Source organism: uncultured Modestobacter sp. (assembly GCF_947486615.1).
Taxonomy (GTDB): Bacteria; Actinomycetota; Actinomycetes; order Mycobacteriales; family Geodermatophilaceae; genus Modestobacter.
Window position 1 is genome coordinate 24,716 of the sequence record NZ_CANKUD010000013.1, and the last position, 26,835, is coordinate 51,550.

26 protein-coding genes are annotated in these 26,835 nt (G+C 75.1%); 15 read left to right on the forward strand and 11 right to left on the reverse strand.

Features of this window, described 5'->3' with window-relative positions; genetic code table 11:
- Nucleotides 1-9 precede the first annotated feature (9 nt).
- Nucleotides 10-627: a GNAT family N-acetyltransferase gene (locus Q1A09_RS19660; protein WP_299958980.1), complete on the forward strand. Its 618-nt coding sequence runs from the start codon at nucleotides 10-12 to the stop codon at nucleotides 625-627.
- An 85-nt stretch (nucleotides 628-712) separates the two neighbouring features.
- Here the strand turns inward: Q1A09_RS19660 and Q1A09_RS19665 are convergent, their stop codons facing one another.
- Nucleotides 713-1,336, reverse strand: coding sequence for a hypothetical protein (locus Q1A09_RS19665; protein ID WP_299958983.1), 624 nt, complete (start codon nucleotides 1,334-1,336; stop codon nucleotides 713-715).
- Between the two features lie 340 nt (nucleotides 1,337-1,676).
- On the opposite strand from Q1A09_RS19665, the gene Q1A09_RS19670 reads away from it, so the two are divergent.
- Nucleotides 1,677-2,270, forward strand: coding sequence for a TIGR03086 family metal-binding protein (locus Q1A09_RS19670; protein WP_299958986.1), 594 nt, complete (start codon nucleotides 1,677-1,679; stop codon nucleotides 2,268-2,270).
- On the opposite strand, the gene Q1A09_RS19675 is transcribed toward Q1A09_RS19670, so the two are convergent.
- Nucleotides 2,260-3,051: a DUF6308 family protein gene (locus tag Q1A09_RS19675; protein WP_299958989.1), complete on the reverse strand. Its 792-nt coding sequence runs from the start codon at nucleotides 3,049-3,051 to the stop codon at nucleotides 2,260-2,262. The genes Q1A09_RS19670 and Q1A09_RS19675 overlap by 11 nt on opposite strands.
- A gap of 201 nt (nucleotides 3,052-3,252) precedes the next feature.
- Here Q1A09_RS19675 and Q1A09_RS19680 point away from each other — a divergent pair, with 201 nt between their 5' ends.
- On the forward strand, nucleotides 3,253-3,480 hold the full coding sequence (locus Q1A09_RS19680; RefSeq protein ID WP_299958991.1) for a hypothetical protein: 228 nt from the start codon (nucleotides 3,253-3,255) through the stop codon (nucleotides 3,478-3,480).
- 50 nt (nucleotides 3,481-3,530) lie between these two features.
- Here the strand turns inward: Q1A09_RS19680 and Q1A09_RS19685 are convergent, their stop codons facing one another.
- On the reverse strand, nucleotides 3,531-4,571 hold the full coding sequence (locus tag Q1A09_RS19685; protein WP_299958994.1) for a glutathione S-transferase family protein: 1,041 nt from the start codon (nucleotides 4,569-4,571) through the stop codon (nucleotides 3,531-3,533).
- Between the two features lie 80 nt (nucleotides 4,572-4,651).
- Between Q1A09_RS19685 and Q1A09_RS19690 the strand changes: the two genes are divergently transcribed.
- On the forward strand, nucleotides 4,652-4,924 hold the full coding sequence (locus Q1A09_RS19690; RefSeq protein WP_299958997.1) for a hypothetical protein: 273 nt from the start codon (nucleotides 4,652-4,654) through the stop codon (nucleotides 4,922-4,924).
- On the opposite strand, the gene Q1A09_RS19695 is transcribed toward Q1A09_RS19690, so the two are convergent.
- The 6 genes from Q1A09_RS19695 to Q1A09_RS19720 all read right to left on the reverse strand — a co-directional run bounded on the left by Q1A09_RS19695 (nucleotide 4,925) and on the right by Q1A09_RS19720 (nucleotide 11,917).
- Nucleotides 4,925-5,782 (reverse strand): formate/nitrite transporter family protein, encoded by an 858-nt coding sequence (locus Q1A09_RS19695; protein ID WP_299959000.1) that lies wholly within the window; start codon nucleotides 5,780-5,782, stop codon nucleotides 4,925-4,927.
- 150 nt (nucleotides 5,783-5,932) lie between these two features.
- Nucleotides 5,933-6,532: a helix-turn-helix domain-containing protein gene (locus tag Q1A09_RS19700; RefSeq protein WP_299959003.1), complete on the reverse strand. Its 600-nt coding sequence runs from the start codon at nucleotides 6,530-6,532 to the stop codon at nucleotides 5,933-5,935.
- A 72-nt stretch (nucleotides 6,533-6,604) separates the two neighbouring features.
- Complete coding sequence (locus Q1A09_RS19705; protein WP_299959006.1) at nucleotides 6,605-8,299, reverse strand: protein kinase domain-containing protein; 1,695 nt, start codon at nucleotides 8,297-8,299, stop codon at nucleotides 6,605-6,607.
- A gap of 59 nt (nucleotides 8,300-8,358) precedes the next feature.
- Nucleotides 8,359-10,038 (reverse strand): protein kinase domain-containing protein, encoded by a 1,680-nt coding sequence (locus Q1A09_RS19710; RefSeq protein ID WP_299959008.1) that lies wholly within the window; start codon nucleotides 10,036-10,038, stop codon nucleotides 8,359-8,361.
- Nucleotides 10,039-10,155: 117 nt separating this feature from the next.
- Nucleotides 10,156-10,779: a hypothetical protein gene (locus Q1A09_RS19715; protein ID WP_299959011.1), complete on the reverse strand. Its 624-nt coding sequence runs from the start codon at nucleotides 10,777-10,779 to the stop codon at nucleotides 10,156-10,158.
- 244 nt (nucleotides 10,780-11,023) lie between these two features.
- A complete protein-coding gene (locus Q1A09_RS19720) occupies nucleotides 11,024-11,917 on the reverse strand; it encodes a glucose 1-dehydrogenase (protein ID WP_299959014.1) in 894 nt (297 codons plus the stop codon).
- A 158-nt stretch (nucleotides 11,918-12,075) separates the two neighbouring features.
- On the opposite strand from Q1A09_RS19720, the gene Q1A09_RS19725 reads away from it, so the two are divergent.
- The 4 genes from Q1A09_RS19725 to Q1A09_RS19740 all read left to right on the forward strand — a co-directional run bounded on the left by Q1A09_RS19725 (nucleotide 12,076) and on the right by Q1A09_RS19740 (nucleotide 17,687).
- Nucleotides 12,076-12,840 (forward strand): IclR family transcriptional regulator, encoded by a 765-nt coding sequence (locus tag Q1A09_RS19725; protein WP_299959017.1) that lies wholly within the window; start codon nucleotides 12,076-12,078, stop codon nucleotides 12,838-12,840.
- Nucleotides 12,841-13,001: 161 nt separating this feature from the next.
- On the forward strand, nucleotides 13,002-15,413 hold the full coding sequence (locus Q1A09_RS19730; protein WP_299959020.1) for an FAD-dependent oxidoreductase: 2,412 nt from the start codon (nucleotides 13,002-13,004) through the stop codon (nucleotides 15,411-15,413).
- Between the two features lies 1 nt (nucleotide 15,414).
- The gene (gene solA / locus Q1A09_RS19735; RefSeq protein WP_299959024.1) at nucleotides 15,415-16,566 is read left to right on the forward strand and encodes an N-methyl-L-tryptophan oxidase; all 1,152 of its coding nucleotides are present in this window, start codon (nucleotides 15,415-15,417) and stop codon (nucleotides 16,564-16,566) included.
- Nucleotides 16,563-17,687, forward strand: a complete 1,125-nt coding sequence (locus Q1A09_RS19740; RefSeq protein ID WP_299959027.1) for an aromatic ring-hydroxylating dioxygenase subunit alpha — start codon at nucleotides 16,563-16,565, stop codon at nucleotides 17,685-17,687. The genes solA and Q1A09_RS19740 overlap by 4 nt, the downstream gene beginning before the upstream one ends.
- A 16-nt stretch (nucleotides 17,688-17,703) precedes the next feature.
- Here the strand turns inward: Q1A09_RS19740 and Q1A09_RS19745 are convergent, their stop codons facing one another.
- Together Q1A09_RS19745 and Q1A09_RS19750 are read right to left on the reverse strand one after the other, a co-directional pair.
- Nucleotides 17,704-18,468, reverse strand: a complete 765-nt coding sequence (locus tag Q1A09_RS19745; RefSeq protein ID WP_299959029.1) for a class F sortase — start codon at nucleotides 18,466-18,468, stop codon at nucleotides 17,704-17,706.
- A gap of 73 nt (nucleotides 18,469-18,541) precedes the next feature.
- Entirely contained in the window at nucleotides 18,542-18,946 is a 405-nt protein-coding gene (locus Q1A09_RS19750) for an excalibur calcium-binding domain-containing protein (RefSeq protein WP_299959031.1), read from the reverse strand.
- A 183-nt stretch (nucleotides 18,947-19,129) separates the two neighbouring features.
- Here Q1A09_RS19750 and Q1A09_RS19755 point away from each other — a divergent pair, with 183 nt between their 5' ends.
- From Q1A09_RS19755 to Q1A09_RS19785, 7 genes are all read left to right on the forward strand, one after another.
- Nucleotides 19,130-19,660 (forward strand): NUDIX hydrolase family protein, encoded by a 531-nt coding sequence (locus Q1A09_RS19755; protein ID WP_299959034.1) that lies wholly within the window; start codon nucleotides 19,130-19,132, stop codon nucleotides 19,658-19,660.
- A 91-nt stretch (nucleotides 19,661-19,751) separates the two neighbouring features.
- A complete protein-coding gene (locus tag Q1A09_RS19760) occupies nucleotides 19,752-21,293 on the forward strand; it encodes a DUF4407 domain-containing protein (RefSeq protein WP_299959036.1) in 1,542 nt (513 codons plus the stop codon).
- 192 nt (nucleotides 21,294-21,485) lie between these two features.
- On the forward strand, nucleotides 21,486-22,004 hold the full coding sequence (locus Q1A09_RS19765) for a sigma-70 family RNA polymerase sigma factor (protein WP_299959039.1): 519 nt from the start codon (nucleotides 21,486-21,488) through the stop codon (nucleotides 22,002-22,004).
- Nucleotides 21,988-23,052 carry a hypothetical protein gene (locus Q1A09_RS19770; protein ID WP_299959042.1) on the forward strand — a complete coding sequence of 355 codons (1,065 nt, stop codon included), beginning with the start codon at nucleotides 21,988-21,990 and terminating at the stop codon, nucleotides 23,050-23,052. The genes Q1A09_RS19765 and Q1A09_RS19770 overlap by 17 nt, the downstream gene beginning before the upstream one ends.
- 2 nt (nucleotides 23,053-23,054) lie before the next feature.
- Nucleotides 23,055-24,095: an ABC transporter ATP-binding protein gene (locus tag Q1A09_RS19775; RefSeq protein WP_299959045.1), complete on the forward strand. Its 1,041-nt coding sequence runs from the start codon at nucleotides 23,055-23,057 to the stop codon at nucleotides 24,093-24,095.
- Nucleotides 24,092-24,949 (forward strand): ABC transporter permease, encoded by an 858-nt coding sequence (locus Q1A09_RS19780; RefSeq protein ID WP_299959047.1) that lies wholly within the window; start codon nucleotides 24,092-24,094, stop codon nucleotides 24,947-24,949. The genes Q1A09_RS19775 and Q1A09_RS19780 overlap by 4 nt, the downstream gene beginning before the upstream one ends.
- Nucleotides 24,950-25,109: 160 nt before the next feature.
- Nucleotides 25,110-26,834 (forward strand): bifunctional diguanylate cyclase/phosphodiesterase, encoded by a 1,725-nt coding sequence (locus Q1A09_RS19785; protein ID WP_299959050.1) that lies wholly within the window; start codon nucleotides 25,110-25,112, stop codon nucleotides 26,832-26,834.
- The last annotated feature ends 1 nt before the right edge of the window (nucleotide 26,835 follow it).

Genomic DNA, 26,835 nt, shown 5'->3' on the forward strand with positions numbered 1-26,835 from the left:
AGGACCCCCGTGCCGCCCGCGTCAGCCGTCGTCCGCCCCTACCGCCCCGCGGACCGGGCGGCGGTCTACGACGTCTGCGTGCGCACCGCGGACGCCGGGGGTGACGCCCGGGGCCGGTGGTCGACCGACGACCTGATGCCCGACCTGTTCGCCGGGCCCTACGTCGACCTGGAGCCCGAGCGGGCGTTCGTGCTGGACGACGGCGAACGGGTCGTCGGCTACGTGCTGGGCACCGCGGACACCGCCGGCTTCGTGACCGCGTGGCGGACCCGGTGGCTGCCCCGGCTGGCCGGCCGGTACCCGGAGCCGCCCGACCCGCCGCGCACCTCGGAGGAGGCGATGGTGGCGCTATTGCACCGGCCGGAGCGGATGCTCGTGCCCGAGCTCGCCGCCCACCCGGCGCACCTGCACGTCGACCTGCTGCCGCCGGCCCAGGGCGCCGGCTGGGGTCGGGCACTGATCGACACGTTCCGTGCCGCGGTCGCCGCGGCCGGTGCGCCGGGCGTGCACCTGGGCATCGACCCGGCCAACACCCGGGCCCTGGGGTTCTACGCCCGGCTCGGCTTCACCGAGATCGCCGTCCCCGGCGCGACGGGCGTGGTGTACCTCGGCCGCCCCACCGCCTGACCGGCGCGCTCCGGGCAGGCGCGGGGGCGTCCTCGCCGGAGGCCGCCGCCCGCCGGCGACGGGGGTGGGCTGACCAGGGCCTCGCTCAGACGGTCTCGGGGACGCGGAGGTGGGCCACGACCAGGTCCAGGTCGGTGACCTCGGTGATCCGGCCGCCCATCGCCCGGGCGTACTGCTCCCGCACCGCGTCGGCGCGCTGACCGGCGACCAGCATCGCCTCCCGGTCGGCGTAGGCGACGGCCAGCACGGTGTTGCCGGAGACCCGGTCGACCAGCAGGCTCGCGCTGCAGAACCCGGTGAGCTCCTCGATCCGGGGCAGCAGCGCCATCCGGAACGTGGCGATGTCGTCGTCCAGGGCGGACGGGTCGGGCCGGGCGCTCCAGACCAGCCGGCAGACCGCGTCCGGGCCGGTCGGCTGCGCCCGGTGCAGCACCGCGATCTTCCACTGCGCCACCACCGGCACCGCACCGAGCAGCGTGCCCAGCCGGGCCCGGTCGGGGCGCATGCTCTCCGCGCTGGCCAGCATCGCCTGCTCGTCGGCCCAGCCGCTGGTGACGATGCACCGGCCGGTGCGGCGGCCGACGAGCATGGACAGCCCGGTGCAGCCGTCCAGGTCGGTCGCGGCCGGCAGCCACTCGTCGCGGACGTAGGCGATCGCCTGGTCGACCCGCCTGGGGTCGCCTCGCAGCGTGGCGGTCCGTGCGTACACCTGCGGCTCCTCTCCGGGGAGTGGGACACCGGCAGGGCCCTCGGCAGCGCTGCCGTGGGGCGAACTGTGCTCGCTCGGTCCCGGGAACGGCGGGTCGACGACTGATGCCGCATGCGGTGACCGGGCGGGTCACGACTCTCCGTGTGTCGGCGGCTGCGGAGGGCCGCCCGCCCCCGAGAGTGGCGGCCCACCGCAGCCCGGCTCAGTCCAACACGACCGCCGGCCATCGGCCCGTCCTCGCCGGGTCCCGCGGTCGAGCTCGAGCAGCGTGCGCGCCCGTCGGGCGGCGCACCAGCGCGTGCCGGCGGTGAGTTCCCGGGCCCGGGCCGGTCTGACCTGCATGACGACGACGGACCTCGACCTGGGCCCGGCAGCTGCCGAGCTCACCCGCGTGGTGGCTGCGGTGCGCGACGACCAGCTCACCCATCCCACGCCGTGCGCGGACACCTCCGTGGCCGCGCTGCTGGCCCACGTCCACGGGCTCGCCGTGGGGCTGCGGATGGTGGCGGCGAAGCAGCCGGACGTCGGCCCGCCTGCCGGCGGGGCGGAGGCGCTGCCGGCCGACTGGCGCACCCGCATCCCGCACGAGCTCGGTGCGCTCGTGGCCGCCTGGCGGGAGCCGGCCGCCTGGGAGGGGGTCGCCGAGGGCGCCGGGGTGGTGCTGCCGGCACCGGTCTGGGCGCGGGTGGTGCTCGACGAGCTGGTGGTGCACGGCTGGGACGTGGCGGTGGCGGTCGGCGCCGGCTACGCCCCCGACCCGGCCGGCGTGGAGGTGTGCCTGGAGTTCGTCGGCGACCGGTCCGACGCCTCCGCCGACGAGGCGCCCGGCCTCTTCGGACCAGCCGTGCCGGTGGCCGCGGACGCCCCGCCGCTGGACAGGCTGCTGGGTGCGACCGGGCGCGAGCTGCGCTGGGCGCCCCCGGTCAGCCGCTGACGCCGGGGCGGCGGCGCCACTCGTCGGTCGCCTCGCCGAGGGCCACCGCGGTGGTCAGCCGCAGGGTGCCGGCCAGCCAGACCAGCAGGTCGTGCAACCGCAGCCGGGTGAGCCCCCGGCCGAACAGCTCGGCGACGGCGGCCTCCAGCGCGGTGAAGGCGGCCGGGTTCGCCCGCAGCTCGCGGTGCACCACCGCGGCGACGCTGCTGTCGCCCTCCCGGAGGTGCGCCACCGTCTGCAGCCAGGTGGCCCGGTCCAGCAGCGGCACGAGCGACGGGTGCCGGTGGTGCAGGGCGGCGATGACGTACCGGGCCTGCTGGCCGGGCAGGTCGCCGAGCCCACGCAGCGCCGCTCCGACCGTGCCGGGCTCACCGAGCACGGAGAGCTCGTCGTCCGGCAGCTCCCAGAGCGCCCGGCCGGCAGCCCGCGCGACGAGCGCCTCGGCGGCCGGCTGCACGTCGTCCAGGCACTGGCGCACCGCCGTCCAGCCGTCGGGGTCGAGCCGGCCGTGCAGCCCCTCGGCGACCAGCACGTCGTCGTCCCCGAGCGGGCCGGTGGGCACCGGGCGGGCGTCGAACCGGTCGTGCCTGAACGCCGGCACCTGCACCCAGCGGCCCTCGCGCTCGTTGGGGGAGCGGTACCGCAGCGGCCGCCGCCCGCGGGCGTAGCCGAGGACGGCGGCCAGCGCCGTCGTCCCGGGCAGCGCGTCGGGGCCTGCGCTGGGCAGGTGCAGGACCAGCTCGTCGAGGGGCACGAGGGCCGGGACGGACGGTGTGGTCACCACTGCGCCGCCTCTCCTGACGCCACCGGGCGCTGTTGTCCGGACGCCTGGTCAGCCAACCAGGTGCGCGGGCGACCCGCGCGTTCCACCGTCGCGCGGGGTGGCCGCCTCGGGGACCGGCGACCGGCCGGCGCATGACCTGGCCCGGCGGTGGGCAGGCCGGTGGGAGGGCCGAACGTCGGTCCGATCGGAGGAACGACCATGCGCACGACGACGAAGACGCTGGCCGGCCTGCTCATGGCCGGCGGCCTGGCGCTCACCGGCTGCAGCGACGCCGCGGACACCGAGGTCGAGGTCCCGACGGTCGACGTCCCCGAGACCATCGGTCCGGACACGCTCGACGGCGAGGGCGGCGAGGGCGGCGAAGGTGAGGGCGGCGGCGAAGGCACGGGCGGCGAGGGCGAGGGCGGCGAGGGCGAGGACGGCTGACGCGCGCCGCTGGGCGTCGCTCCGACCGGGAGCCGGTCGGAGCGACGTGCTCAGCGGTGGCCGATGCCGCCCGGGCCGTGCTCGGGCGGGACGACCTCGCCGTCGACGGGGGGTCCGGGCGGGGTGCCGTCGCCGAACGGGCGGCCGCCCAGCTGCTCGCGGTGGTGCGGGGTCAGCCAGACCGACGTGTCCGGGCCCAGCGGGATGATCTGGGTCGGGTTGATGTCGGCGTGCACCACGTAGTAGTGCTCCTTGATCTGCGGGAAGTCGGTGGTGTCACCGAAGCCCGGGGTCTGGAACAGGTCGCGGGCGTAGCCCCACAGCGCCGGCAGCTCGGTCAGCTTCTGCCGGTTGGCCTTGAAGTGGCCGTGGTAGACCGCGTCGAACCGGGCCAGCGTGGTGAACAGCCGGACGTCGGCCTCGGTGATCGTGTCGCCCATCAGGAACCGCCGGGTGGTCAACCGCTCCTCCAGCCAGTCCATCGCCGTCCAGAGCCGGTCGTAGGCCTTGTCGTAGGCGTGCTGGGAGCCGGCGAAGCCGCAGCGGTAGACGCCGTTGTTGACCTCGGTGAAGACCCGCTCGATCACCTCGTCCATCTCCGCCCGCAGGTGCTCGGGGTAGAGGTCGGGGGCGCCGTCCCGGTGGAACGCGGTCCACTCGCTGGAGAAGTCCAGGGTCATCTGCTTGAAGTCGTTGGTGACCACGGCCCCGGTCGGGACGTCGACCATCGCCGGGACGGTGATGCCGCGCGGGTACTCAGGGTCACGGGCGAAGAACGCCTGCTGCAGCCGCTCGTAGCCCAGCACCGGGTCGCGCCCGTCCGGGTCGAGGTCGAAGGTCCAGCTGCGCTCGTCGTGCGTGGGCCCGCAGATGCCCATCGAGATCGCCTGCTCCAGGCCGAGCAGCCGCCGGACGATCGCCGCGCGGTTGGCCCACGGGCAGGCCCGGGCGATCACCAGCCGGTACCGGCCGGCCTCGACCGGCCAGCCGCTGGAGCCGTCGGCGGTGATCCGGTCGGTGATGTAGTTCTGGTCGCGCTGGTACTCCTGGCCCTTTTCGACGTATCCACTGCCGCTTCGCTCGGTGCTCACCACCCCACCCTCTCCGACCGGAGGCCGGGGCGCAGCGCGGCTCGCGGTGCTGCGTTCCCCGCCCGGCTAGCCTCGGGGGCATGTCCGCTGCTCCCACCCGCCCCGAGTGGTTCGGTCACGTCGGCGTCCAGGTGGCAGCCGCCGCTGCCGCCGCCTGGAACGTCGTGCAGCTGGTGCAGCACCTGTTCGACGGCGAGGCGGGTGAGGCGTTCTTCAGCTTCGCCCTGGTCGTGGTGTTCGGCTACGTGGTGCTGGAGTCGCGGCGGTTCCGGCGTGAGCAGGAGCAGCTGGCCGCCACCGAGCAGGACGGGGCGACCGAGGTCGTCGACCCCCGCGACGGCCCCGCCGCCTGATCAGGCGCGCTCGGCGTCCGGCGTGCGGGTGTTCTCGGAGGTCTCCGCCTCGTCCGGGGCGTCCTTGAGGAACAGGTACCAGTAGGACGTCGCGACGAAGATCACCGCGCCGACCAGATTGCCCGCCCCGGCCAGCAGCCAGTTGAGGCCCACGTCGCCCCAGCCGATGTCCGGCACCCCGGCGAAGATCGCCGCCGGCAGGAAGAACATGTTGGCCACGACGTGGTCGAAGCCCATCGCCACGAAGGCCATGATCGGGAAGAAGATCGCCAGGATCTTGCCCGAGACCTCCTTGGCGGCCAGCGACATCCAGACCGCCAGGCAGACCAGCCAGTTGCAGCCCACGGCGCGCAGGAACGTCTGCCAGGCCGACTCGCCCAGCGCCTTGCCCTCGGAGATCGAGGCCAGCCGCTCGTAGGTGAGCCCCCCGGTGCCGGTGGCATCGGCATCGCCGATCACCCCGGTCTGCACGGCCAGGAAGTAGGCGACGAACAGCGCGCCGATCACGTTGCCGACCAGCACCAGCGAGAGGTTCTTCGCCACGTCGCCGACGCTGATCTTGCCGCGCATCGCACCGAGCGGGACCAGTGCCATGTTGCCGGTGGCCAGGTCGGAGCCGGCGATCAGCACGAGCACCAGCCCGAGGGTGAAGGTCGCGCCGGTGAACAGGGTGGGCAGCGTGCCCCAGGTCTCCGGGTCCAGCCCGGAGGAGACGACGATGGCGACCAGCCCGCCGAAGGCGATGTACGCACCGGCCAGGAAGGCGCTGACGAGCACCTTGTCCCAGCTGCGGCGGGTCTTCTTCGCGCCGGTCTGGGCAGCGGTCTGGGCGATCTCCTGTGGTTCGCGATCGGGCACGGCGGATCTCCGGAGGGTCGAGGGGAGCAGGCCCGTGGTCTCAGGCGCCAACTCGCCCCAGCCTCACGGAGTACCGGCCACCTCGCACGGTGAGCCGGCGACCTCGGCCACCTCTCGGCGCGACCCGCTCGGTAGGGGGCGCCGGCCGCCTCAGTCGTCGTCCCGCTGGCCGCTGGACCGTGGGCGGGCGCGGACGTGCATCCGCTCGCCCTGCGGTCCGAACAGCGCCAGCAGCTCGACCGGTGCCGGACCCGGGTTGGTCAGCGCGTGCGGCACGTGGGTGTCGAACTCCACCACCTCGCCCGGGGTGAGCTCCAGCCGCTGGTCGCCGAGGAAGAGGACGAACCGGCCGTTGAGCACGTACAGCCACTCGTAGCCCTCGTGCGTCTTGAGCTCCGTGCCCTCGACCGGGTGACCCGGCGGCATGATCATCTTGTAGGCCTGCAGCCCGCCGGGTCGGCGGGTGAGCGGCAGCATGGTCATGCCGTGCCGCTGGACCGGGCGCAGCTGGACCCGGGGGTCCGGGGACGGCGGTTCGTCGAGCAGCTCGTCCAGCGGCACCTGCAGCGCCCGGGTGAGGGGCAGCAGCAGCTCCAGGGTGGCCCGGCGCTGGCCGGACTCCAGCCGGGACAGGGTGCTGATCGAGATGCCGGTGGTCTCCGACAGCTGGGTCAGCGTGGTGTCCCTGCGCTGGCGCAGCGCGCGCAGCCGGGGTCCGACGGCCTGCAGCACCGCGTCGACGTCGCACATGCCGGTCAGTTTGCCGCTGTGGCAAGGCGCTTTGTCAACCTAGCGTCACCCTGGCTCCCCTGGTGAGGGGGCTCAGCCGCCCTGGCGTCCGCGGCGGTCCTCCCAGCCCTCCCAGTTCTCCTCAAGCCAGCGCTCCCAGTCCTCGCCGTCCCAGCGCTCGCCGTCGTCCTCGGTGGGCTCGGCGTCGTCCTCCACCGGGGCCGGGTCGGGCGCCGGCGCGGGGGCGGGCGCCGGCTCCGGTGTCGGCGTGGGGGCGGGCGCCGGTGGTGGTGGTGGTGGGGCGACGGCGTGGGTGAGGGTGACGACGGTGCCGGGCATGACCTGGCCGACCGGGTTGAGCGCGATGACCTGGCCGTCGGGGACGTCGTCGGTCTCCAGCGGCTGCCGGGCCACCTGCAGTCCGCGCTCGACCAGGCTCGCCTCGACATCGGTGACCGGCTGGCCGACGTGGTCGGCGGTGGAGAGGCTGATCAGCGTCACCACCGGCGCGGTCGACGTCGCCGGGGAGCTCGTCATCGGGGGAGCTGCCTGCTCGGCCCGCCGGTCGCCGGCCAACTGCAGGAAGGTGACGGTGCCCCCGGCGACCACCAGCAGGGTGAGCACCGCGGCCAGCACCATCGGCCAGCGGCGCCGGCGCTCCAGGTCGTCGAGCTCCTCGTCGTCGAGGTCGGGCAGATCGGCGACCTGCTGGTCGGCCGGCTCCTCCGCGGCGTGGTGCCGGCCGGTGGCGCCCGGGCCGGGAACGGCGAAGGACCGGGTCGGCGGGAAGGGCGGCACCGGCGTGACCGACCGGCGCACGGCCGGCTCCTCGGCGCGCAGCGCCGGCATGACCGCGGTGCGGGGCTCCCCGGCCGCGCCGCCGACCGGCCGCCCGGCGAGGACGTCGTCGACCGCGGCGTGCAGCGCGGCACCGTCGGCGAAGCGCGCGGCCGGGTCCTTGGCCATCGCCTGCTCGACCAGCCGGCGCACCGGGGCCGGGACGTCGTCCGGCAGCGGGGGCGGGGTCTCGTTCACCTGGCGCAGCGCCACCGCCAGCGCGTCGTCGCCGTCGAACGCGCGGTGCCCGGCCAGGCACTCGTAGGCGACCAGGCCCAGGGCGTAGACGTCGCTGGCCGGGGTGGCCCGCAGACCCTGCGCCTGCTCGGGGGAGAGGTAGTTGGCGGTGCCGAGCACCTCGCCGGTGCGGGTGAGCGGCATGCTCGCCGCGGAGACCGCGACGCCGAAGTCGGTGAGCTTCACCGCGCCGTCGGCGGACAGCAGCACGTTGCCCGGCTTCACGTCGCGGTGCACCACCCCGGCGGCGTGCGCGGCGGCGAGACCGGCGGCGGCCTGCCGCATGACCTCCAGCGTGCGGTCGGCCGGCAGCCGGCCCTCCCGGCGCAGCAGCCCGGACAGCGACTCGCCGCGCACCAGCTCCATCACCAGGTAGGCCAGGTGCTCGGTGCCGTAGGTCAGGTGCTCGGTGCCGTAGGTCAGGTGCTCGGTGCCGTAGGTCAGGTGCTCGGTGCCGGTCGCGCCGGGCAGCACCTCGCCGTAGTCGAACAGCGTGGCGATGTTGGGGTGCAGCAGACCGGCGGAGTGCTGGGCCTCGGCGCGGAACCGGGCCAGCGACGTCGGGTTGGCGGTGAACTCCCGGCGCAGCACCTTGACGGCGACGTCCCGGTTCAGCCGGGTGTCCCGGGCCCGCCACACCTCGCCCATGCCGCCGACCGCGATCGACCCGAGCAGCTCGTAGCGCTCGCCGAGGAGCTGCCCGTCCGGTTGCACGCGCTCATCCTCCCCTGCGCCGGGCGTCGGCGGGAGGGGCAACAGCGGGTGCGGTCGGGTCAGCCGTTCCCGTTGCCCTGGCCGTTCCCCCCGCCGTTGCCGCCACCGTTCCCGTTGCCGCCGCCCTCGCTGCCGCCGCCCTCGCTGCCGTTCCCCTCGCTGCCGTTCCCCTCGCTGCCGTTCCCCTCGGTGCCGTTGCCGCCGCCCTCGTTCTCGTCGGGCTCGTCCTCGTCGGGTTCGACCTCGTTCCCGGAGTCGCCGGAGTCGGGCGTGATGCTGGGGACCGGCACCGGCTGCCGCGACGGTGTCGGGGTCGCCGCCGGGGCGACGGCGTAGCTGACGGTCACGGTGGTGCCGGCCGAGAGCCGGCCGTCCGGGCTGACCGAGAGGACGTCGCCGTCCTCGGCGTCCCCGGTCGTCACCGGGAGCAGCTCCACCTGCAGGTCCAGCGCGGTCAGGTCGGCCTGGACGCCGGGGTAGGGCCGCCCCTCGTAGTCGGCGGAGTCGATGGTGACCTGCTCGGCGGTCGCCGACGGGGTGGCGCTCGGGCCGGTCGAGCCGGGGGACGTGCTGGTGCCGGCGGCGGGGTCGTCGCCGTCGCGGCCGGCCAGCTGCAGTCCGCCGAACACCAGCCCGGCGAGCACCAGGACGGCGATCAGCGGGACGAGCACCCGCCGCCACCGGCGCGCCGGGCGGTCGGCCGGTGCACCCGCCGCCCGCGCCCCCGTCTCGGACTCGGGGGGCAGGCGCAGCGGGGGCATGGGCCGGGCGGTGGCGGCAGCCCCCGCGGCCGCGCCGACCGCCGGCAGCACCGAGGTCTGGGCGGCCGCCGGGGGGAGCACCGTCGTCCGGTCGTCGTCGGCGGGCAGCACCGTCGTCCGGTCGTCGCCGGCCGGGAGGGGCAGCGGGCGCCCGGCGCGCACCGCGTCGATCGCGGCGATGACGGCGGCGCCGTCGGGGAAGCGGGCGGCGGGGTCCTTGACCAGCGTGGCGTCGATGAACGCCCGCACCGGCGGGGGGACGTCGCCGGGCAGCGGCGGCGGGGTGTCCCGGATCTGCATCAACGCGACCTGCACCGAGCTGTCCGCGTCGAAGGGGCGGTGGCCGGCGAGGCACTCGTAGCCGATCAGGCCCAGGGCGTAGACGTCGCTGGCCGGGGTGGCCCGGGCGCCCTGCGCCTGCTCGGGGGAGAGGTAGTGCGGGGTACCGATCACCTGGCCGGTCTGGGTGAGCGGCACGCTGGACCCGGAGACGGCGACCCCGAAGTCGGTGATCTTCACCGTGCCGTCGGCGCCGAGCAGCACGTTGCCCGGCTTGACGTCGCGGTGCACCACCCCGGCGGCGTGCGCGGCGCCGAGTCCGGCAGCACTCTGCCGCAGCACCTCCAGGGTGCGGTCGGCCGGCAGCCGGCCCTCGCGGCGCAGCAGCCCGGACAGCGACTCACCGCGCACCAGCTCCATGACCAGGTAGGCCAGGTGCTCCTCGCCCGGGGCGGCCGGCGGGACCTCGCCGTAGTCGAAGAGGGTGGCGATGTTCGGGTGCACCAGGCCGGCGGCCAGCTGCGCCTCGGCCCGGAAGCGGGCCAGGAACGTCGGGTCGCCGGTGTACTCGCTGCGCAGCAGCTTGACCGCGACGTCCCGGCTCAGCACCCGGTCACGGGCCTGCCAGACCTGGCCCATGCCGCCGGTGGCGATCAGCGAGGTGAGCTCGTACCGCCCGCCGAGCACCCGCGGCTGCACGTCGTCCCCTGTCGTCGGCGTCGCTGGCCCGTGGTGGTGCTCCGGACCAGGCGCCCGATCGGGCACCGACCCTGCACCCTGCCACCATCCGCCGGTCGGGGCAGGAGGAGCGACCGGTCAGGCCAGCTCGGGGACGCGCAGGTGCGCCAGGGCGAGGTCGAACTCGGCCACCTCGGTCGTCCGCATGCCCATCGCCACGGCGACGTCGGCCTGGATGGCCGAGCCGATGTCCCGGGACTGCTGGAACGTCGCTCGGTCCGCGTAGGTGGTCGTCGTGGCGGCGCGGCCGGTGGCCCGGTCGACGAGGAGGCTCAGGCTGCAGAAGCCGGGCAGGTCGGCCGTGCGCGGCAGCAGGCTCATGCCGACCGCGTCGACCACCCGGTCGAGCTGGGCCGGGTCGCTCTCGGTCCAGACGACCCGGGCGCAGGCACCCTCACCGGTCGGGTGCAGCCGGTGCAGGACGGCGATGTCCCACTCGGCCACGTGCATGGCGTCGGCGCGCATGACCTCGGCCGCGCGGTCCCGCAGCTCACCGACCGGGACGGCGCTGGCGCGCATCGCCTCCTCGGTGGCCCAGGCCGCGGTCACGATGCAGCGGCCGGCGTCCCGGTCGGCCAGCATCGAGACCCCGACGCAGCCGCTCATGCCGCGCAGCATCGGCCAGACGGCCTCGTGGACGTAGGCGATCCCGTCGTCCACCGCGGCCGGGTCGCCGCGCACGGTGGTGGTCCTGGCGTGCATCGGGCGGCCCCCTCCCTGGCGGTGCCCGGACGGCACTGCCGTCACCCCGAGGGTCCTCGCCGACCCGCACCGTCGCCGCCCGGCAACACGCTGCCGGACGGCGCGGACGGTGCGTGCGCACCGTCCGCGCCCGGCCGGGCACGCACCGCTCAGTCGGCGCCGAGCGCGTCGGTCACGGTGAGCACAGCGGCGCCGTCCGCGCCCCAGTGCAGGGCGGGGCGGCGCCGGGTCTGGTGCTCAGGCGTCACGGGGTCGGCATCCCACCGTTGACGTTGAGGGTCTCGCCGGAGACGTAGCTGGACTCGGGCGAGGCGAGGAAGACGTAGACCGGGCCGAGCTCGGCCGGCTGCCCGGCGCGCCCGATCGGGGTCTCCTGGCCGAACTCCGGCAGCGCCTCGGTGGGCTGGCCGCCGGAGGCCTGCAGCGGCGTCCAGAACGGGCCGGGCGCCACCACGTTGACCCGGATGCCCTGGGGCGCGAGCTGCTGGGCCAGCGCCTTGCTCATCGTGTTGATCGCGGCCTTGGTGGTGGCGTAGTCGACCAGGCCGGGGGAGGGCTGGTAGGCCTGGATGGAGCTGGTGTTGATGATCGTCGCGCCGGCCGGTAGGTGCGGCAGCGCCTCCTGCACGATCCAGAACAGCGCGTAGACGTTGGTCTTGAAGGTCCGGTCGAACTGCTCGCTGGTCAGGTCGGCCAGGTCGTCGACGTAGGTCTGCTTGCCGGCGATGTTGGCGACGATGTCCAGCCCGCCGAGCTGGTCGACGGCGGTGTGCACCAGGGCCCGGGCGGCGGACTCCTCGGCGATGTCGGACGGGGCCAGCACGGCCTTGCGCCCCGCCTCCTCGATCAGCTCCGCCACCTGCTCGGCGTCGGACTGCTCGCTGGGCAGGTAGTTCAGGACGACGTCGGCGCCCTCCCGCGCGAAGGCGATCGCGGCGGCGCGGCCGATGCCGGAGTCGGCGCCGGTGACCAGGGCCTTGCGGCCGGTGAGGCGGCCGGTGCCTCGGTAGCTCTGCTCGCCGTGGTCAGCGCCGGGCTGCAGGTCCTGCACGAGGCCGGGGGCGTCCTGGGTCTGCTCGGGGAAGCCGTCGGTGCGGTACATCGTGGTCGGGTCGGTGAACGTGAACTGGTCGGCCATGGCGCCGCCGTGCCCCATCCGGCGGGGCGCGACACATCGTCGGGCGGCACGTCGCTGGGTGACGGTGGGCCCATCGGCGTGCTGCCCGGGACCCGGTGTCGTCGCCGCGTCGGTCCGCGGAGGCCCGGCCGTCACCGGAGGACGGTTAGCGTGGCCGGGTGCGCAGCGGAGCCGAGGGCGGGGGCCTGGTCCAGTCGGTGGACCGTGCCCTGGAGATCCTGGCGATCCTCGCCCGGGAGGGCGCGACCGGCGTCACCGACGTGGCCGGGCAGCTCGGTGTGCACAAGTCGACGGCGTCCCGGTTGCTCAGCACGCTGGAGGCGCGCGGCATGGTCGAGCAGGAGCGCGAGCGCGGCACCTACCGGCTCGGCTTCGGGCTGGTGCGGCTGGCCGGGGCCGGGGCCGCCCAGCTCGACCTGACCCGGGTCGCCCGGGAGGCCTGCGAGCGGCTCTCGGCCGAGCTCGGGGAGACGGTGAACCTCGCCGTCCTGGACGGCGACGCGGCGGTCAACGTCAGCCAGGTGCACGGTGCCGCATCGGTGGGGGTGCTGGACTGGGTCGGCCGGCGGACGCCGCTGCACGCCACGTCCAGCGGCAAGGCGCTGCTGGCCCACGCCCCGGCGGAGGTGGTGGCGGCCGTGCTGGCCCGGCCGCTGGCTCGGTACACCGACGCGACCGTCACCGACGCCACCGCGCTGCGCGCCGTGCTGGCCCGCATCAGGGAACAGGGCTGGGCGGCCACCGAGGGGGAGCTCGAGGTCGGTCTGCACGCGGTGTCAGCGCCGGTCTGTGCCGTCGACGGCCGGCTCGTCGCGGCGATCAGCGTGTCCGCGCCCTCCTACCGGCTGCCCTCCGAGCGCATCGCCGAGGTGGCCGTACGGGTGTGCTCGGCGGCGGAGGCGATCCGCTCGCGGCTCGGCTGACCCCGGTCGGTGTTCCGGCGGTGTGAACTCTGCGGCCGACCCGCCGGGGACACGCCGGAGAGGACCGGACACGGGGTTGACGGCCGCCGGCAGCCGGGCTGACGCTGTTGCGCAGCACGCCCCTCGTTGCTGAGGGCGCAACGCTGCGGAAGGGAGTGCCCGTGAGCACCGTTCCTCGGGTGGTCGTCATCGGTGCCGGCATCGTCGGCTGCTCGCTGGCCGACGAGCTCACCGCACGCGGCTGGACCGACGTCACCGTGCTGGACCAGGGGCCGCTGTTCGCCGCCGGCGGGTCGAGCTCGCACGCGCCCGGGCTGGTCTTCCAGACCAACCCGTCCAAGACGTTGGCCGAGTTCGCGAGCTACACCGTCGGCAAGCTCCGGGACCTGACCGTCGACGGCCGGCCGTGCTTCCGCCCGGTCGGTGGTCTGGAGGTCGCCACCACGCCCGAACGCCTCGCCGAGCTCGCCCGCCGGCACGGGCTGGCCACCTCCTGGGGCATCGAGGCCCGGCTCGTCGACCCGGCCGAGTGCGCCCGGCTGCACCCGCTGCTGGACCCCGGCGCCGTCCTGGGCGGTCTGCACGTGCCCACCGACGGCCTGGTGCACGCGGTGCCGGCGGGTGAGGCGCAGGCCCGGCGGGCGATCGAGCGGGGCGCCCGGTTCCTCGCCCGGCACCGGGTCACCGGGGTGGCCTCGGCCGCCGGGCGTGTCTCCGGCGTGCACACCGACCAGGGGTTCGTGCCGGCCGACGTCGTCGTCTGCGCGGCCGGGTTCTGGGGCCCGGACGTCGGCGCGCTGGCCGGCCTCACCGTGCCGCTGCAGCCGCTGGCCCACCAGTACGCCACCACCGGCCCGGTGCCGGCGCTGGCCGGCGCGGTCGCGGAGATCAGCGCGCCGATCCTGCGTCACCAGGACGCCGACCTCTACTACCGCGAGCACGGTGACCGGATCGGGATCGGCTCCTACGGCCACCGCCCGATGCCGGTCACCGCCGCGGAGACCGAGCAGCACGAGAACAGCTGCCTGCCCTTCACCCCCGACGACTTCAGCGACGCCTGGAAGCAGAGCCTGGCGCTGCTTCCCGGGCTGGCCGGGACCGAGGTCGCCTCGGGCATCAACGGCGTCTTCTCGTTCACCCCCGACGGCATGCCGCTGCTGGGCGAACACCGTGACCTGCCCGGCTTCTGGGTCGCCGAGGCGGTCTGGGTGACCCACTCGGCGGGGGTGGCGAAGGCGCTGGCGGAGTGGCTGGTCGAGGGGCAGCCGCGCACCGACGTCCACGAGTGCGACCTGCACCGGTTCACCCCCGTGCAGCTCTCCCCGGAGTACGTCGCCGAGCGGGGGGCCCAGCAGTTCGTCGAGGTCTACGACGTCGTCCACCCGCTGGCCCCGGCGGAGGTGCTGCGCCCGCTGCAGGTCAGCCCGTTCCACGCCCGGCAGCAGGAGCTCGGCGCGGTGTTCGGTGAGGCCGGTGGCTGGGAGCGGCCGCTGTGGTTCGAGGCCAACGCGCCGCTCGCCGAGGGGCTCGACCTGCCGCCGCGGGACGCCTGGGCGGCGAGCTGGTGGTCACCGGTCACGGCGGCGGAAGCGGTCGCCACCCGGGAGCGGGTGGCGATGTACGACATGACCCCACTGACCCGGATCGAGGTCGCCGGGCCGGGTGCGTGTGCGTTCCTGCAGCGGCTGACCAGCAACGACGTCGACCGGCCGGTGGGTCGGGTGGTCTACACGCTGCTGCTCGGCGCCGACGGTGGGATCCGCAGCGACCTCACCGTCGCCCGGCTGGGGGAGCAGCGCTTCCAGGTGGGCGCCAACGGGCCGCTGGACCTGGACTGGTTCCGCCGGCAGGCACCGGACGACGGATCGGTGCAGCTGCGCGACACCACGACCGGCACCTGCGGCATCGGGCTGTGGGGCCCGCGGGCCCGCGACGTGCTCACGTCCCTCACCCGCACCGACGTCTCGAACGACGCCTTCCGGTACTTCACCGCGCGGGAGCTCTTCGTCGGCGGGGTACCGGTCACCGCCCTGCGGGTCTCCTACGTCGGGGAGCTGGGCTGGGAGCTCTACACCGAGGCCGCCACCGGGTTGCGGCTGTGGGACGTGCTCTGGGCTGCCGGGCAGGAGCACGGTGTCCTCGCCGCCGGGCGCAGTGCCTTCGCCAGCCTGCGGTTGGAGAAGGGCTACCGCGCCTGGGGCGTGGACATGACCACCGAGCACGACCCGGTGGAGGCCGGGCTGGGGTTCGCCGTCCGGCCCGGTGACTTCATCGGCCGGGGCGCGCTCGACCGCCGTCCGCACCCCCGGCGGCTGGCCTGTCTCACCCTGGACGACCCGGCCACGACGGTGCTCGGCAAGGAGCCGGTCCGGGTCGACGGGGTGCCGGTCGGGTACGTCACCAGCGCCGCGTTCGGCTACACGATCGGCCGGTCGATCGCCTACGCCTGGCTGCCCGCGGAGCACGCCGAGCCGGGCACCGCGGTGACCATCGACTGGTTCGGGCAGCCGCTGGCGGCGACGGTCAGCGTCGAACCGTTGGTGGACCCTGCCGGCGCCCGGGTGCGGTGCTGAGATGACCCACGACGTGATCGTCCTCGGTCTGGGCGGCATGGGCAGCGCCGCCGCCGCGCACCTGGCCGCCCGTGGGCAGCGGGTGCTCGGCCTGGAGCGGTTCGGCCCGGCGCACGACCAGGGCTCCAGTCACGGTGGGTCGCGGATCACCCGGCAGGCCTACTTCGAGGATCCCGCCTACGTGCCGCTGCTGCTGCGCGCCTACGAGCTGTGGGACGCGCTCTGCGCCGACTCCGGCTCCGACGTGCTGGTGCGCACCGGTGGGGTGTTCCTCGGCCGCCCGGACAGCCGCACCGTGGCGGGGAGCCTGCGCGCGGCGCAGGAGTGGGGGCTGGCGCACGAGCTGCTGGACGCCGCCGAGGTACGCCGGCGCTTCCCGATGCTGAGCCCGGCCGAGGACGAGGTGGGGCTGTTCGAGGCCGCCGCCGGCTTCGCCCGCCCCGAGGCCACCGTCGCCGCACACCTGGCGCTGGCCGCGCGGCGCGGCGCCGAGCTGCGCTTCGACGAGCCGGCGGTGGAGTGGGCGGCCACCGCCGACGGCGGCGTCCGGGTCCGGACGGCGACGGGGGAGCACACCGCCGGGGCGCTGGTCATCTGCCCCGGCGCCTGGGCGCCGCAGCTGCTCGCCGAGCTGGAGATCCCGTTCCGGGTCGAGCGGCAGGTCATGTACTGGTTCCAGCCGGCGGGCGGGGTGGGCGCCTGGACGCCGGACCGGCACCCCATCTACATCCACGAGGCCGCCGACGGCACCCAGGTCTACGGCTTCCCGGCGATCGACGGGCCGGACGGCGGGGCGAAGGTGGCGTTCTTCCGGCGCGGCATGATCTGCACGCCGGAGACGATCGACCGCGAGGTGCACCCGACCGAGGTGGCCACCATCGCCGAGCACCTGGCCGGGCCGTTGCCGACGCTGCCCGGCCGGCTGCTCACCGCGGCGACGTGCATGTACACCACGACGCCCGACGAGCACTTCGTGATCGCACCCCATCCGCAGCACCCGCAGGTGACCGTCGCCTGCGGCTTCTCCGGGCACGGCTTCAAGTTCGTGCCGGTGGTCGGCGAGGTCCTCGCCGACCTCGCCACCACGGGTGCGACGGCGCACCCGATCGCCCTGTTCGACCCCCGCCGGCCGGCCCTGGAGGCCACCCGATGACGACCCTCGAGCAGTCCACCGGCAGCAGCCTCATCCCGACGCTGGGCGGGCGCTGGTACACCGACCCGGCGGTGTTCATCCGGGAGCAGGAGCGGGTCTTCGAGGCGATGTGGACCTGCGCCGTCCGCAGTGACGAGGTGACCACCCCCGGCAGCTTCCGCCGGGTGCAGGTGGGCCGGGAGAGCGTGCTGGTGGTGCGCGGCCGGGACGGCGCGCTGCGGGCGTTCCTCAACGTCTGCCGGCACCGGGGCGCGCAGCTGTGCACCGAGGACAGCGGACAGGTGCGGACGACGCTGCGCTGCCCGTACCACGCCTGGTCCTTCGGGCTGGACGGTGCGCTGGTCGCCGCCCCGAACCTGGCGCGGATGCCCGACGTCGACCGGATGGCCAACGGGCTGGTGCCGGTGCACCTGCAGGAGTGGCTGGGCTACGCCTGGGTCTGCCTGGCCGACGAGCCGCCGTCCTTCGCCGAGGACGTGCGCGGCGCGGTCACCGAACGGCTCGGCGACCCGGCCGCGATCGAGGGCTACGACGTCGGCGGGCTGCGGCTGGGCCGGCGGATCCGCTACGACGTCGCGGCCAACTGGAAGCTGATCGTGGAGAACTTCATGGAGTGCTACCACTGCGCGACGATCCACCCCGAGCTCACCGACGTGCTGCCGGAGTTCGCCCGCGGCTACGCCGCGCAGAGCTTCGTCGGGCACGGGGCGGAGTTCGCCGCCGGTGCCGAGGGCTTCACGGTCGACGGCAGCGCCGGGTTCGCCGCGCTGCCGGGCATCGACGCCGAGCAGGACCGCCGCTACTACGCGGCCACGATCAAGCCCACGGTCTTCCTGAACCTGGTGCCCGATCACGTGATCCTGCTCCGCATGACGCCACTGGCCGTCGACTGCACCGTGGTGGAGTGCGACTGGCTCTACGCCCCGGAGGTGATCGAGTCGGGGCAGGACGTCTCCCGGTCGGCGGAGCTGTTCCACCGGGTCAACCTGCAGGACTTCGACGCCTGCGAGCGCACCCAGCCCGGGATGGCCTCGCGCGCCTACGCCGCCGGTGGGGTGCTCGTGCCCGCGGAGCACCACCTGGGCGCCTTCCACGACTGGGTGCGCGAGCGCCTGGCCTGATCGCCCGGGACGAGGGTCAGCGAGCGGTGCTGAGGGTGGCGAACACGATGACGTTGTCGAGGTAGTCGCCGCTGTCCTCGTCGAACGACCCGCCGCAGGTGATCAACCGCAGGCCGGCGTGGTCGATGTCGCCGTAGACCTCGTCGGTGGGGAACTCGTCCTTGCCGTGCTCCTCGACCCGGTCGACCAGGAAGGTGGTGACCGTGCCGTCGGCGCGGTCGACCACGACCTCGTCGCCGGGCAGCAGCTCCCGGAGCCCGTAGAAGGCGCCCGGCTCGCCGTCCCAGTCGACGTGACCGGCGAGCACTGCCGGTCCGAGCTGGCCCGGGGTGGGGCTGCCGTCGTACCAGCCCACGGGGTAGGCGCCCGGCGGCACCTCCATGGCGCCGTCGGCCTCCAGTCCCAGCTCCATCACCGACGACGTGACGCCCAGTGCCGGGATCCGGACCCGCACCGGGTCGCTCGCGCCCAGCTGCAGGAGCGGGGACGTCGCGGGCTGGGGCGCAGCCGGGGCGGGAGGGGTGGTGCTCCCGGACGCCGGTGCCGCGGCCACCGCCATCGGGACGTCCAGCCGGGCGGACCCGCTCTGTCCCTCCGGCAGGAGGAAGACGGCGCCCAGGCCGAGGGCGACCAGAGCCGCGGAGACCGTCGCCCAGCCGTGCGCCGCGCGGGGAGCGCGGTGCCGCGACCGGTCGTAGCGGGTGACCCGGGGACGGTCGGCTGTCGGGAGCAGGCCCTCGGGGTTCGGTGGCGGCGGGGGATAGGCCCCCGAGATGCGCACCGGGCCGGCGGTCCGGGTCTCGTGGAGACCCGGACCGCCGGCCCGAGGTGCGCGGTGCTGCACGCCTGGGAGGTCAGACGGTGGTGCGGGAGCGGCGGGCGGCCATGGCGGCGCCACCGGCCCCGGCGAACGCAAGGCCACCGAGGAGGTAGGGCAGCACGGTGCCGTCCTCCGCGGCGCTGCCGTCACCGGCGGCGACCGCACCCCGCGGGCGGGTGGAGACCTGAGCGCCACCGAGGACCGTGTTGTCCTCACTGGTTCCCTGGGCGCCACCGGCGAGGCTCTCGCAGGCGATCTTGTCGTCGTCCTGGTCCAGGTTGTTCGGGTCGCTGGGGTCCGCGTCGAGGACGGCCTGAGCCTCCGCCTGCGTGGCGAAGTCGCTGCAGTTGAGGTCGGCGGCAGAGGCCGTGCCGGTGAAGCCGAGGGACAGGGTCGCGCCGATGAGGACGGTCGCTGCGGCGGTGCTGCGAAGACGCATGGTCGCTCCTGGGGATGGCCGGTTGAGTGACGCAAGCCTCAGTCGGCACGGCGGTGTGGCGGCTCAGGCGGCCGCGCGAGTTCCGATACATGTCCGGTGGTGTATTGGCACGTTCTGCCCTTGTCGCGACCTCGGTCGGGCGCCCGTCGTTCGGATTCGGCCGGCGTCGGCTAGACAGGGCACATGACCGACGTGAACTTCACCGATGCCGGCTGGCTCTCCCGGGAGGACATGGACGCCGCCCGCGAGCGGCTGCCGATCCTCTACGTCGACGCCGTCCCGGTGCGGGTCGACGACCACGGCGTGGTGACCGCGGTCGGGCTGCTGCTGCGGATCGGCGAGGACGGCCAGGTCAAGCGGGCGCTGATCTCCGGCCGGGTGCTGTACCACGAGCGGGTGCGCTCGGCGCTGCTGCGCCACCTGGAGAAGGACCTCGGTCCGCTCGCCCTGCCCCGGGTGCCGGCCGCGCCGCAGCCGTTCACCATCGCCGAGTACTTCCCGACCCCGGGTGTCACGCCGTTCCACGACCCGCGGCAGCACGCGGTGTCGCTGGCCTACGTCGTCCCGGTCGAGGGCGACTGCGCCCCGCAGCAGGACGCGCTGGAGCTGACCTGGGTGAGCCCGGAGGAGGCCCGCCGTCCGGAGGTGCTGGCCGAGCTGGCCAACGGCCAGAGCACCCTGCTCCTCCAGGCCCTGGCCCACCTCGGCGTCTGACCCGGACGACGTCACAGGCGGGCGCCGGTACCGGCGGGGGGTCGGGCGGCCGATGACGGGTGGGTACATCTCGGCGAGAGGACACCACCCCGTGCGCACCCGCACCCGCACCCGTTCCGGCGACCGACTGGCCGTGCTGGCCGGCGCCCGCCTCGACCTGCTGCGGGTGGCCCCCGGTGCCCGAGCCCGGTTCATCGCCCTCGGTGGCGTGCTGATCAGCACCGGCGCGCTGGCCGCGCTGTCCATGGCGTTCGCGCTGCACATGGCGCTCGGTGCGCCGTGGGCGGTCGCCGTCCTGGTCGGGCTGGGCTGGGGGCTGGTGATCCTCAACCTGGACCGGATGCTGCTGGTCGGCATGTCCCACGAGCCGTCCTGGAAGCGGAACCTGGCCATGGCGCTGCCCCGGGTGGCGCTCGCCGTCGTGCTGGGCACGGTGATCTCCACGCCGCTGACGCTGCAGGTGTTCGCCAAGGAGATCGACACGACCATCGTGACGATGCAGGCCGAGGCCGCCGAGGAGTTCACCGACGGGCTGGACGCCGACGCCCGGTACGCCCCGATCCCCACGCTGGAGACGCGGGTCGCCGAGCAGCAGGCGGTGATCGCCAGCGGCGGCACCGCCGACCCGAACGCCGACCCGCGGGTGGTCGCGGCGCAGGCCGAGCGGGACGCCAAGCAGACCGCCTTCCAGACCGCGGTCGACCGGTTCGCCGAGCTGCAGGCCCGGGCCCAGTGCGAGCTGGACGGCAGCTGCGGCTCCGGCGACGTCGGCCAGGGCGCGGCCTACTTCGCCGCCGCGACCGCGGCCACCCAGCAGGCCGGCGTGCGCGACGCGGCGAAGGCCGACCTGGACGCCGCCGAGGCCGAGCTCGCCCAGGTGCGCGCCGACGCCGGCAGGGCCGCGGCCAGCGCCGACGCCCGCAGCGTCGCCCTCGCCCAGGCCGACCTGGTCACCGACAAGGCGGAGCTGGCCCGGCTGACCGAGGCGCGGCAGGCCGAGCAGGCCGCCTTCGACGCGGAGAACGCGCGGAGCGACGGCATCCTGGCCCGGCTCGAGGCGATGGACCGGCTGTCGGCGGAGCGGCCGATGGTCGGCACCGCCCACCTGATGCTGTTCCTGCTCTTCCTCAGCGTGGAGATCCTCCCCGTGCTGATGAAGGCGCTGCTGAACATGCAGCTGCCCTCCGCCTACGACCGGCTGCTCAAGGTCCGGGACGACGAGGAGGTCGAGGCCGAGGAGATCCGCCGCGACGGCCGGCAGCGGGCGCAGCAGGCCCGCGCCGACCTGATCGTCGCCGCCGAGACCGACCGGATGGCCCGGGAGATCCTGGACCGGGAGAACGCCGCCCGTGAGGAGGCCGAGCGCGCCGCCGAGCGCAAGGCCCGCCGCAAGGAGGCGCGCTCGCTGCGCCGCCTGGTCCGGCTGGTCACCGGCCGCCCCCCGGCCGCCCAGCCCGCTCCGGAGCCCGCGCTCATCGAGCCGACCCTGGACACGATCGAGCCCACCCTGGACACCGGTGAGCTGGAGGCCATGATGGCCGCGCCGTCCGGCGTCAGCCTGTACGGGACGACGACCGTCCCGGCGCCCCGCCCGGCCGCGGAGCTGCTGCAGCCGATGCCCGAGGCGCGCTGACCACCGCGCCTGACCGACGAGACCCCCGCAGGAGTTCCTGCGGGGGTCTTGTCACATACCGGCGTCCGGCGGTGCTGTAGAGACATGGAACTGATCAGGCACGGGGGAGCGCGGGCCGCGGCCGTCCTCGCCGCCCCCGGGGCGGTCGGCGGGATCTCGGCCGGACGGGCCGTGGGGAGGGAGCGCGGGGCGGTGTCTCGGTCGTCTCCCGGTGCCGTGCGCGCCGACCTCGAGGACGTCTTCCGCCGCGACTACCCGCTCGTCGTCGGCGTGGCCGCCCGGGTGCTCGGCTCCCGCGACCAGGCCGAGGACGTCGCCCAGGACGTCTTCCTCTCCTTCGGGCGCACCACCGTCCCGGCGGGGGAGGCGCGCGGCTGGCTGTCGGTGGCCGCCGCGCACACCGCGCTGAACCTGCTCCGCTCCGGGCGCCGCCGCGCGTCCCGGGAGGAGTTCTCCGCCGTCGCGCAGGACGCCGTCGTCTCCGACGTCGCCGACGCGGTGGTGACCCGGGAAGAGCGCCGCCGGGTGCGGACGGCGCTCGCCCGGCTGCCCCGCACCCAGGCCGTGGCCCTGGTGCTGCGGCACAGCGGCCTGAGCTACACCGAGGTCGCGGCCGCCCTCGACCTCTCCCCAGGCAGCGTCGGCACCACCGTGCGGCGCGCCGAGTCCGCTCTTCGCAAGGAGTTGAACCGTCATGCGTCATCCCTCTGACGGCGTGCTGCGCCGGCTGCTCGACGAGCCCGCCGGTGTCTCCGACGCCGACCGCGCGCACCTGGCCGACTGCACCCGCTGCGTCGGCACGCTGGCCGCCATGCGCACCGACGCCACCGCCCTCGACTCGGCGCTGGCGCCGCAGGGCAGCCCGGACGTCGACGCCGCCTGGCGCCGGCTGTCCGCGGCCACCCCGGGGCCGGAGCGGGCCGCGACCCCCCGCCGGTCCCGGCCGGCGATGCGCCGTCCGGTGGTCGCGGCCGTCGCCGCCGCTGTCGTGCTCACCGGTGCCGGCACCGCCGCCGCGAACGACTGGCTGCAGATCTTCCGCACCGAGCAGGTGGCGCCGGTGGCCCTCAGCACCGCCGACCTCATCGCGCTGCCCGACCTCAGCGCCTACGGCGACGTGGTGGTGACCGGCGACGGCGACCTGCACAGCGTCGAGGACGCGGCGGCCGCCGAGGCCGAGTCCGGCCTGGACCTGCCGGAGGTGGCCGACCTGCCGCGCGGCATCAGCGGCGAGCCGACCTACCAGGTGGGCAGCGAGATCAGCGCGACGTTCACCTTCTCCGCCGACCGCGCCGCCCAGGCCGCGGCCGCGGCGGGGAAGACCCTGCCGCCGTCGCCCGCCGGGCTGGACGGCGCCACGGTGCGGATGGTCGCGGGCCCCGGCGTCGCCCAGGCCTGGGAGTCCTCGGCCGGGGTGCCCGCCCTGGTCGTGGGCCGCGCGGTCGCCCCGACCGCGTACTCCTCCGGCGTGCCGTTCGAGACGGTGCGCGACCACCTGCTGTCGCTGCCGGGTCTGCCGGACGACGTCGCCGCGCAGCTGCGCACCTTCACCGCGGACGGCGGCACGCTGCCGCTGCCGGTGCCCAGCGACCGGGTCAGCACCTCCACCGCCGAGGTGGACGGCGTCCCGGCCACCGTGCTGGAGCTGGCGGACGGCTCGATGTCGGCGGTGGTCTGGGTCGACGAGGGCGTGGTGACCGCGGTCGCCGGGTCGCTGGACACCGACGAGGTGCTGTCGGTCGCCCAGGGCCTGCGCTGAGCATGGCGGCCGACCCCACGGCGAACGCCCCGGCCGGAGCCGCTTCGGTCGGGGCGTCGGCGGCCGGGGACGCCGGACGGCAGGCGGCGGCGCAGCTGGTCGCCGACCTGCCGCCGGCGCCCGCGGTCTGGTGCTCCGGGCTGCGCAAGCGGTACGGCAAGCGCCAGGCGGTCGAGGAGGTGTCCCTGCAGGTCGGCCGCGGTGAGGTGGTCGGCCTGCTCGGCCCGAACGGCGCCGGCAAGACCACGGTGATCAAGATGCTGCTCGGTCTGGTCACCCCGGACGCCGGCGAGGCGATGCTGTTCGGCTCGCCCTCGGCCGACCCGGCGTCCCGCACGAAGGTCGGCTACCTGCCCGAGCTGTTCCGCTACCAGCCGTGGCTGTCCGCCGCCGAGGTGCTGGCACTGCACGTGCGGCTGTCGGGGGTGTCGGTGCCGGCGGCCGAGCAGCGGGAGGTGCTCGCCCTGGTCGGGCTGGCCGAACGGGCCGGTGACCGGGTGGGCGGCTTCTCCAAGGGGATGCAGCAGCGCCTGGGCCTGGCCGTCGCGTTGGTGGCCCGGCCGGAGTTCGTGGTGCTCGACGAGCCGACCAGTGCGCTGGACCCGCTGGGCCGCGCCGACGTCCGGGACATCGTGCTGTCGCTGCGCGAGCGCGGGGTCGCGGTGCTGCTCAACTCGCACCTGATCGGTGAGGTCGAGCGGGTCTGCGACCGGGTGGTCATCCTCGACCGCGGCCGGGTCGCCACCTCCGGCACGCTCGCCGAGCTGCTCGGCCAGCGCGAGCTGCGGCTGGAGCTGACCGGGGTCACCCCGGCGGCGCAGGCCCGGCTGGCCGCCACCGGGCTGGTCGAGCGGGAGGGCGACTGGTTCACCGTCGCGCTGCCCGCGGACGACGCCGAGGACGCCGTCCCCGACCTGGTCGGTGACCTGGTCGCCGCCGGCGTCCGGGTGCACGCGGTGGAGCCGGTGCGGATCAGCCTGGAGGAGCGGCTGCTGGGCATCCTGCGCGACGCAGCGGACGCCCGGGAGGGGGAGCGGGCATGAGCACCGCGCGCACCGTGCTGACCATCGCCGGGCTCACCCTCCGCGAGGCGTCCCGCCGCAAGGTGCTGCGGGCGCTGGCGGGGCTGACGGTGGTGCTGCTGGTGCTCAGCGCCTGGGGGTTCTCCCGGCTGTCGGCGGAGTCGGAGTTCGGCACGCTGACCAGCGGTGAGGCCCGGCTGGTCGCCTCCCAGCTGCTGAACCTGGTGATGTTCGGGCTCAGCCTGATCGCCGCGCTGGGCACCGCGTTCCTGGCCGGCCCGACGCTGTCGGGGGAGATCGAGTCGGGCATCTCGCTGTCGCTGCTGGCCCGCCCGGTGCGGCGCTGGGCGGTGCTCGCCGGCAAGTGGCTGGGGCTGGCGGCGTTCGGCAGCGGGTTCGTCGTCCTGGCCGGGCTGGCGCAGTGCCTCGTCGTCCAGCTGACGGTCGGCTACTGGCCGCCGCAGCCGGTGGTGGCGCTGGCGCTGCTGGCCGCGCAGACGGTCGTGCTGCTGACGCTGGGGCTGCTGCTGTCCACGGTCATCTCGCCGATGGCCTCCGGGGTGGTCGCGGTCGGCCTGTTCGGCGCGACCTGGATCGCCGGGGTGGTCGGCGGCATCGGGGAGGCGCTGGGCAACGACGGGGTGGCCCGGGTCGGTGCGATCTCCCGGGTGCTGCTGCCCACCGACGGGCTGTGGCGCGGGGCGATGCACGCCTTCCAGGACCCGGCGGCGCTGCTGCAGTTCGGCCAGGAGATGGCCGGCTTCCCGTTCCTCAGCGAGGCGCCGCTGACCGCCGCCTACCTCGGGTGGGCCGCGTTCTGGGTGCTGATGATCTGGGGGCTGGCGGCGGTGTCGTTTCGCCGTAAGGACCTGTGAGGTCGTCCCCCGACCCGGGCTCGGCCGGAGGCGGGGGAGGAGGGCACCGGAGACCTCACCCGCGGGGGTGAGAACTGGAGGCGTGACGTGCCCGACCAGTGCAGTCCGCGCGCCGGCCGTTCGATCAGACGTCATGCGGATCAGTCGGATGGCACCAGAGGTGGCCACGCCTCGAGTCGTCGCCCGGACCGCCGGACTGCTCACCGCGCTGGGCGGTCTGGCAGCGGTGGCGCTGGTCCTCGGCACGCCGGGCGGCCTGGTCGAGGTGCACCCCGCGGTGGCTGCGTTGGGACCGCTCACCACGGTGGTGGGTGTGGCGGTCATGCGCTGGGGCAACCGGGTTCCCCTGGTCTTCTACCGGCTGCTGCTCGCCGTGGGCTCGGTGGGCATCGGCGTCTTCGCCTGTGCGTCGCCCACGGCCACCGGCGCGGTGGCCGTCCTGGGCCTGATGAGCTTCGCCTCCATGGACGCGTTCCTCTTCTTCCCGCTGGTGTGGGCCGTCGGCTTCCTCGGGGAGCTGCTGGTCATCGGCACCGTCGTCGTCGTGCTGCGCGGCGACATCGCGCCGGGCCCGGCCGCCGTCCTCGGGCTGTTGGTCATCGGCTCGGCGGGCGCCATCGGCGTCCTGGCGCGGCGCGCCGCCAGCGCGCACGAGGACGCGCTGACCGGCCTGGTCAACCGGCGCGGCTTCGACGAGGCGCTCGAGACAGCGGTGCGCGTGGCAGTCCGCACGGGCGAGTCCCTGTCGGTCGCGTTGTTCGACCTCGACCACTTCAAGGCCGTCAACGACTCCCGCGGCCACGCGGCGGGCGACGAGATGCTCAGGAGCGTGGCCGCCACCTGGCGGACGTTGCTGCCGGCCGGGGCCGTGCTCGCCCGGCACGGCGGTGACGAGTTCTCCCTGCTGGTGCCCGGGCTCGGCGGCGACGCTGCCCGGGAAGCAGCCGAGGAGCTGCGCGCCGCGCTCCCCGGGATCGGTACGTCTGTGGGAGTCGCCCAGCTCGTGCCGGGGGACTCGCCCGCGGCGCTGATGCGGCGAGCGGACTCGGCGCTGTACCGGGTCAAGTCGCTGGGGCGGGGCCGCACCGAACTGGACGCCGGAGGGCCGAGCCCGCTGGCGCGCGACCTGGTGGCCGCGCTGGCCGACGCGGACGCCGGCGGGCTGAGCGTGCACCTCCAGCCGATCGTCAGGTTGGCGGACGGCGGGGTGGCCGGCGTCGAGGCGCTGGTGCGCTGGCACCACACCGAGCGCGGTCCGGTGCCGCCGGTGGAGTTCGTCCCGGTCGCCGAGCAGGAGGGACTGATCGGGCAGCTGGGTGCCTTCGTCTGGGCGGCGGCCTGCCGGGACGCCCGGACGTTGTGCGAGGCCACCGGGCGTGACCTGTTCCTGACCGTCAACGTCTCCGGCCTGGAGCTGGACGACGTCGCGTTCCCCCAGCGGGTCCTGACCGTCCTCGCGCAGACCGGCTGGCCCGCTGAGCGCACGGTGGTGGAGGTGACCGAGAGCCTGGTCGAGGCGGAGTCGGCCCGGTCGGTGCTCGCCCTGCACGTGCTGCGCGAGCACGGCCTGCAGGTGGCCATCGACGACTTCGGTACCGGCTACTCGGCGCTGTCACGGCTGGACACGCTGCCCGCCGACCACCTCAAGCTGGACAACTCGTTCGTCTCCTCGATCACCACCTCCAGTCGGCGGGCCCGGTTGCTGCGCAGCGTGGTCGCGCTGGCCGATGCGCTGGAGCTGACGCTGATCGCCGAGGGAGTGGAGACCGCCGAGCAGGCGCGGACGCTGACCGAGCTGGGCTGCCCGCTGGCCCAGGGCTGGCTCTTCGGCCGGCCGCAGCCGGTGGCCCAGCTGGTGGCCACCCTGGCGCCGGTGGCCGCCTGAT

Coding starts and splice junctions, on each gene's coding strand:
- Q1A09_RS19780 (WP_299959047.1), top strand. CDS start 24,092: ATGAGCACCGCGCGCACCGTGCTGACCATCGCCGGGCTCACCCTCCGC.
- Q1A09_RS19770 (WP_299959042.1), top strand. CDS start 21,988: ATGCGTCATCCCTCTGACGGCGTGCTGCGCCGGCTGCTCGACGAGCCC.
- Q1A09_RS19775 (WP_299959045.1), top strand. CDS start 23,055: ATGGCGGCCGACCCCACGGCGAACGCCCCGGCCGGAGCCGCTTCGGTC.
- Q1A09_RS19670 (WP_299958986.1), top strand. CDS start 1,677: ATGACGACGACGGACCTCGACCTGGGCCCGGCAGCTGCCGAGCTCACC.
- Q1A09_RS19690 (WP_299958997.1), top strand. CDS start 4,652: ATGTCCGCTGCTCCCACCCGCCCCGAGTGGTTCGGTCACGTCGGCGTC.
- Q1A09_RS19755 (WP_299959034.1), top strand. CDS start 19,130: ATGACCGACGTGAACTTCACCGATGCCGGCTGGCTCTCCCGGGAGGAC.
- solA (WP_299959024.1), top strand. CDS start 15,415: ATGACCCACGACGTGATCGTCCTCGGTCTGGGCGGCATGGGCAGCGCC.
- Q1A09_RS19750 (WP_299959031.1), bottom strand. CDS start 18,946: ATGCGTCTTCGCAGCACCGCCGCAGCGACCGTCCTCATCGGCGCGACC.
- Q1A09_RS19700 (WP_299959003.1), bottom strand. CDS start 6,532: ATGTGCGACGTCGACGCGGTGCTGCAGGCCGTCGGACCCCGGCTGCGC.
- Q1A09_RS19715 (WP_299959011.1), bottom strand. CDS start 10,779: ATGCACGCCAGGACCACCACCGTGCGCGGCGACCCGGCCGCGGTGGAC.
- Q1A09_RS19740 (WP_299959027.1), top strand. CDS start 16,563: ATGACGACCCTCGAGCAGTCCACCGGCAGCAGCCTCATCCCGACGCTG.
- Q1A09_RS19680 (WP_299958991.1), top strand. CDS start 3,253: ATGCGCACGACGACGAAGACGCTGGCCGGCCTGCTCATGGCCGGCGGC.
- Q1A09_RS19720 (WP_299959014.1), bottom strand. CDS start 11,917: ATGGCCGACCAGTTCACGTTCACCGACCCGACCACGATGTACCGCACC.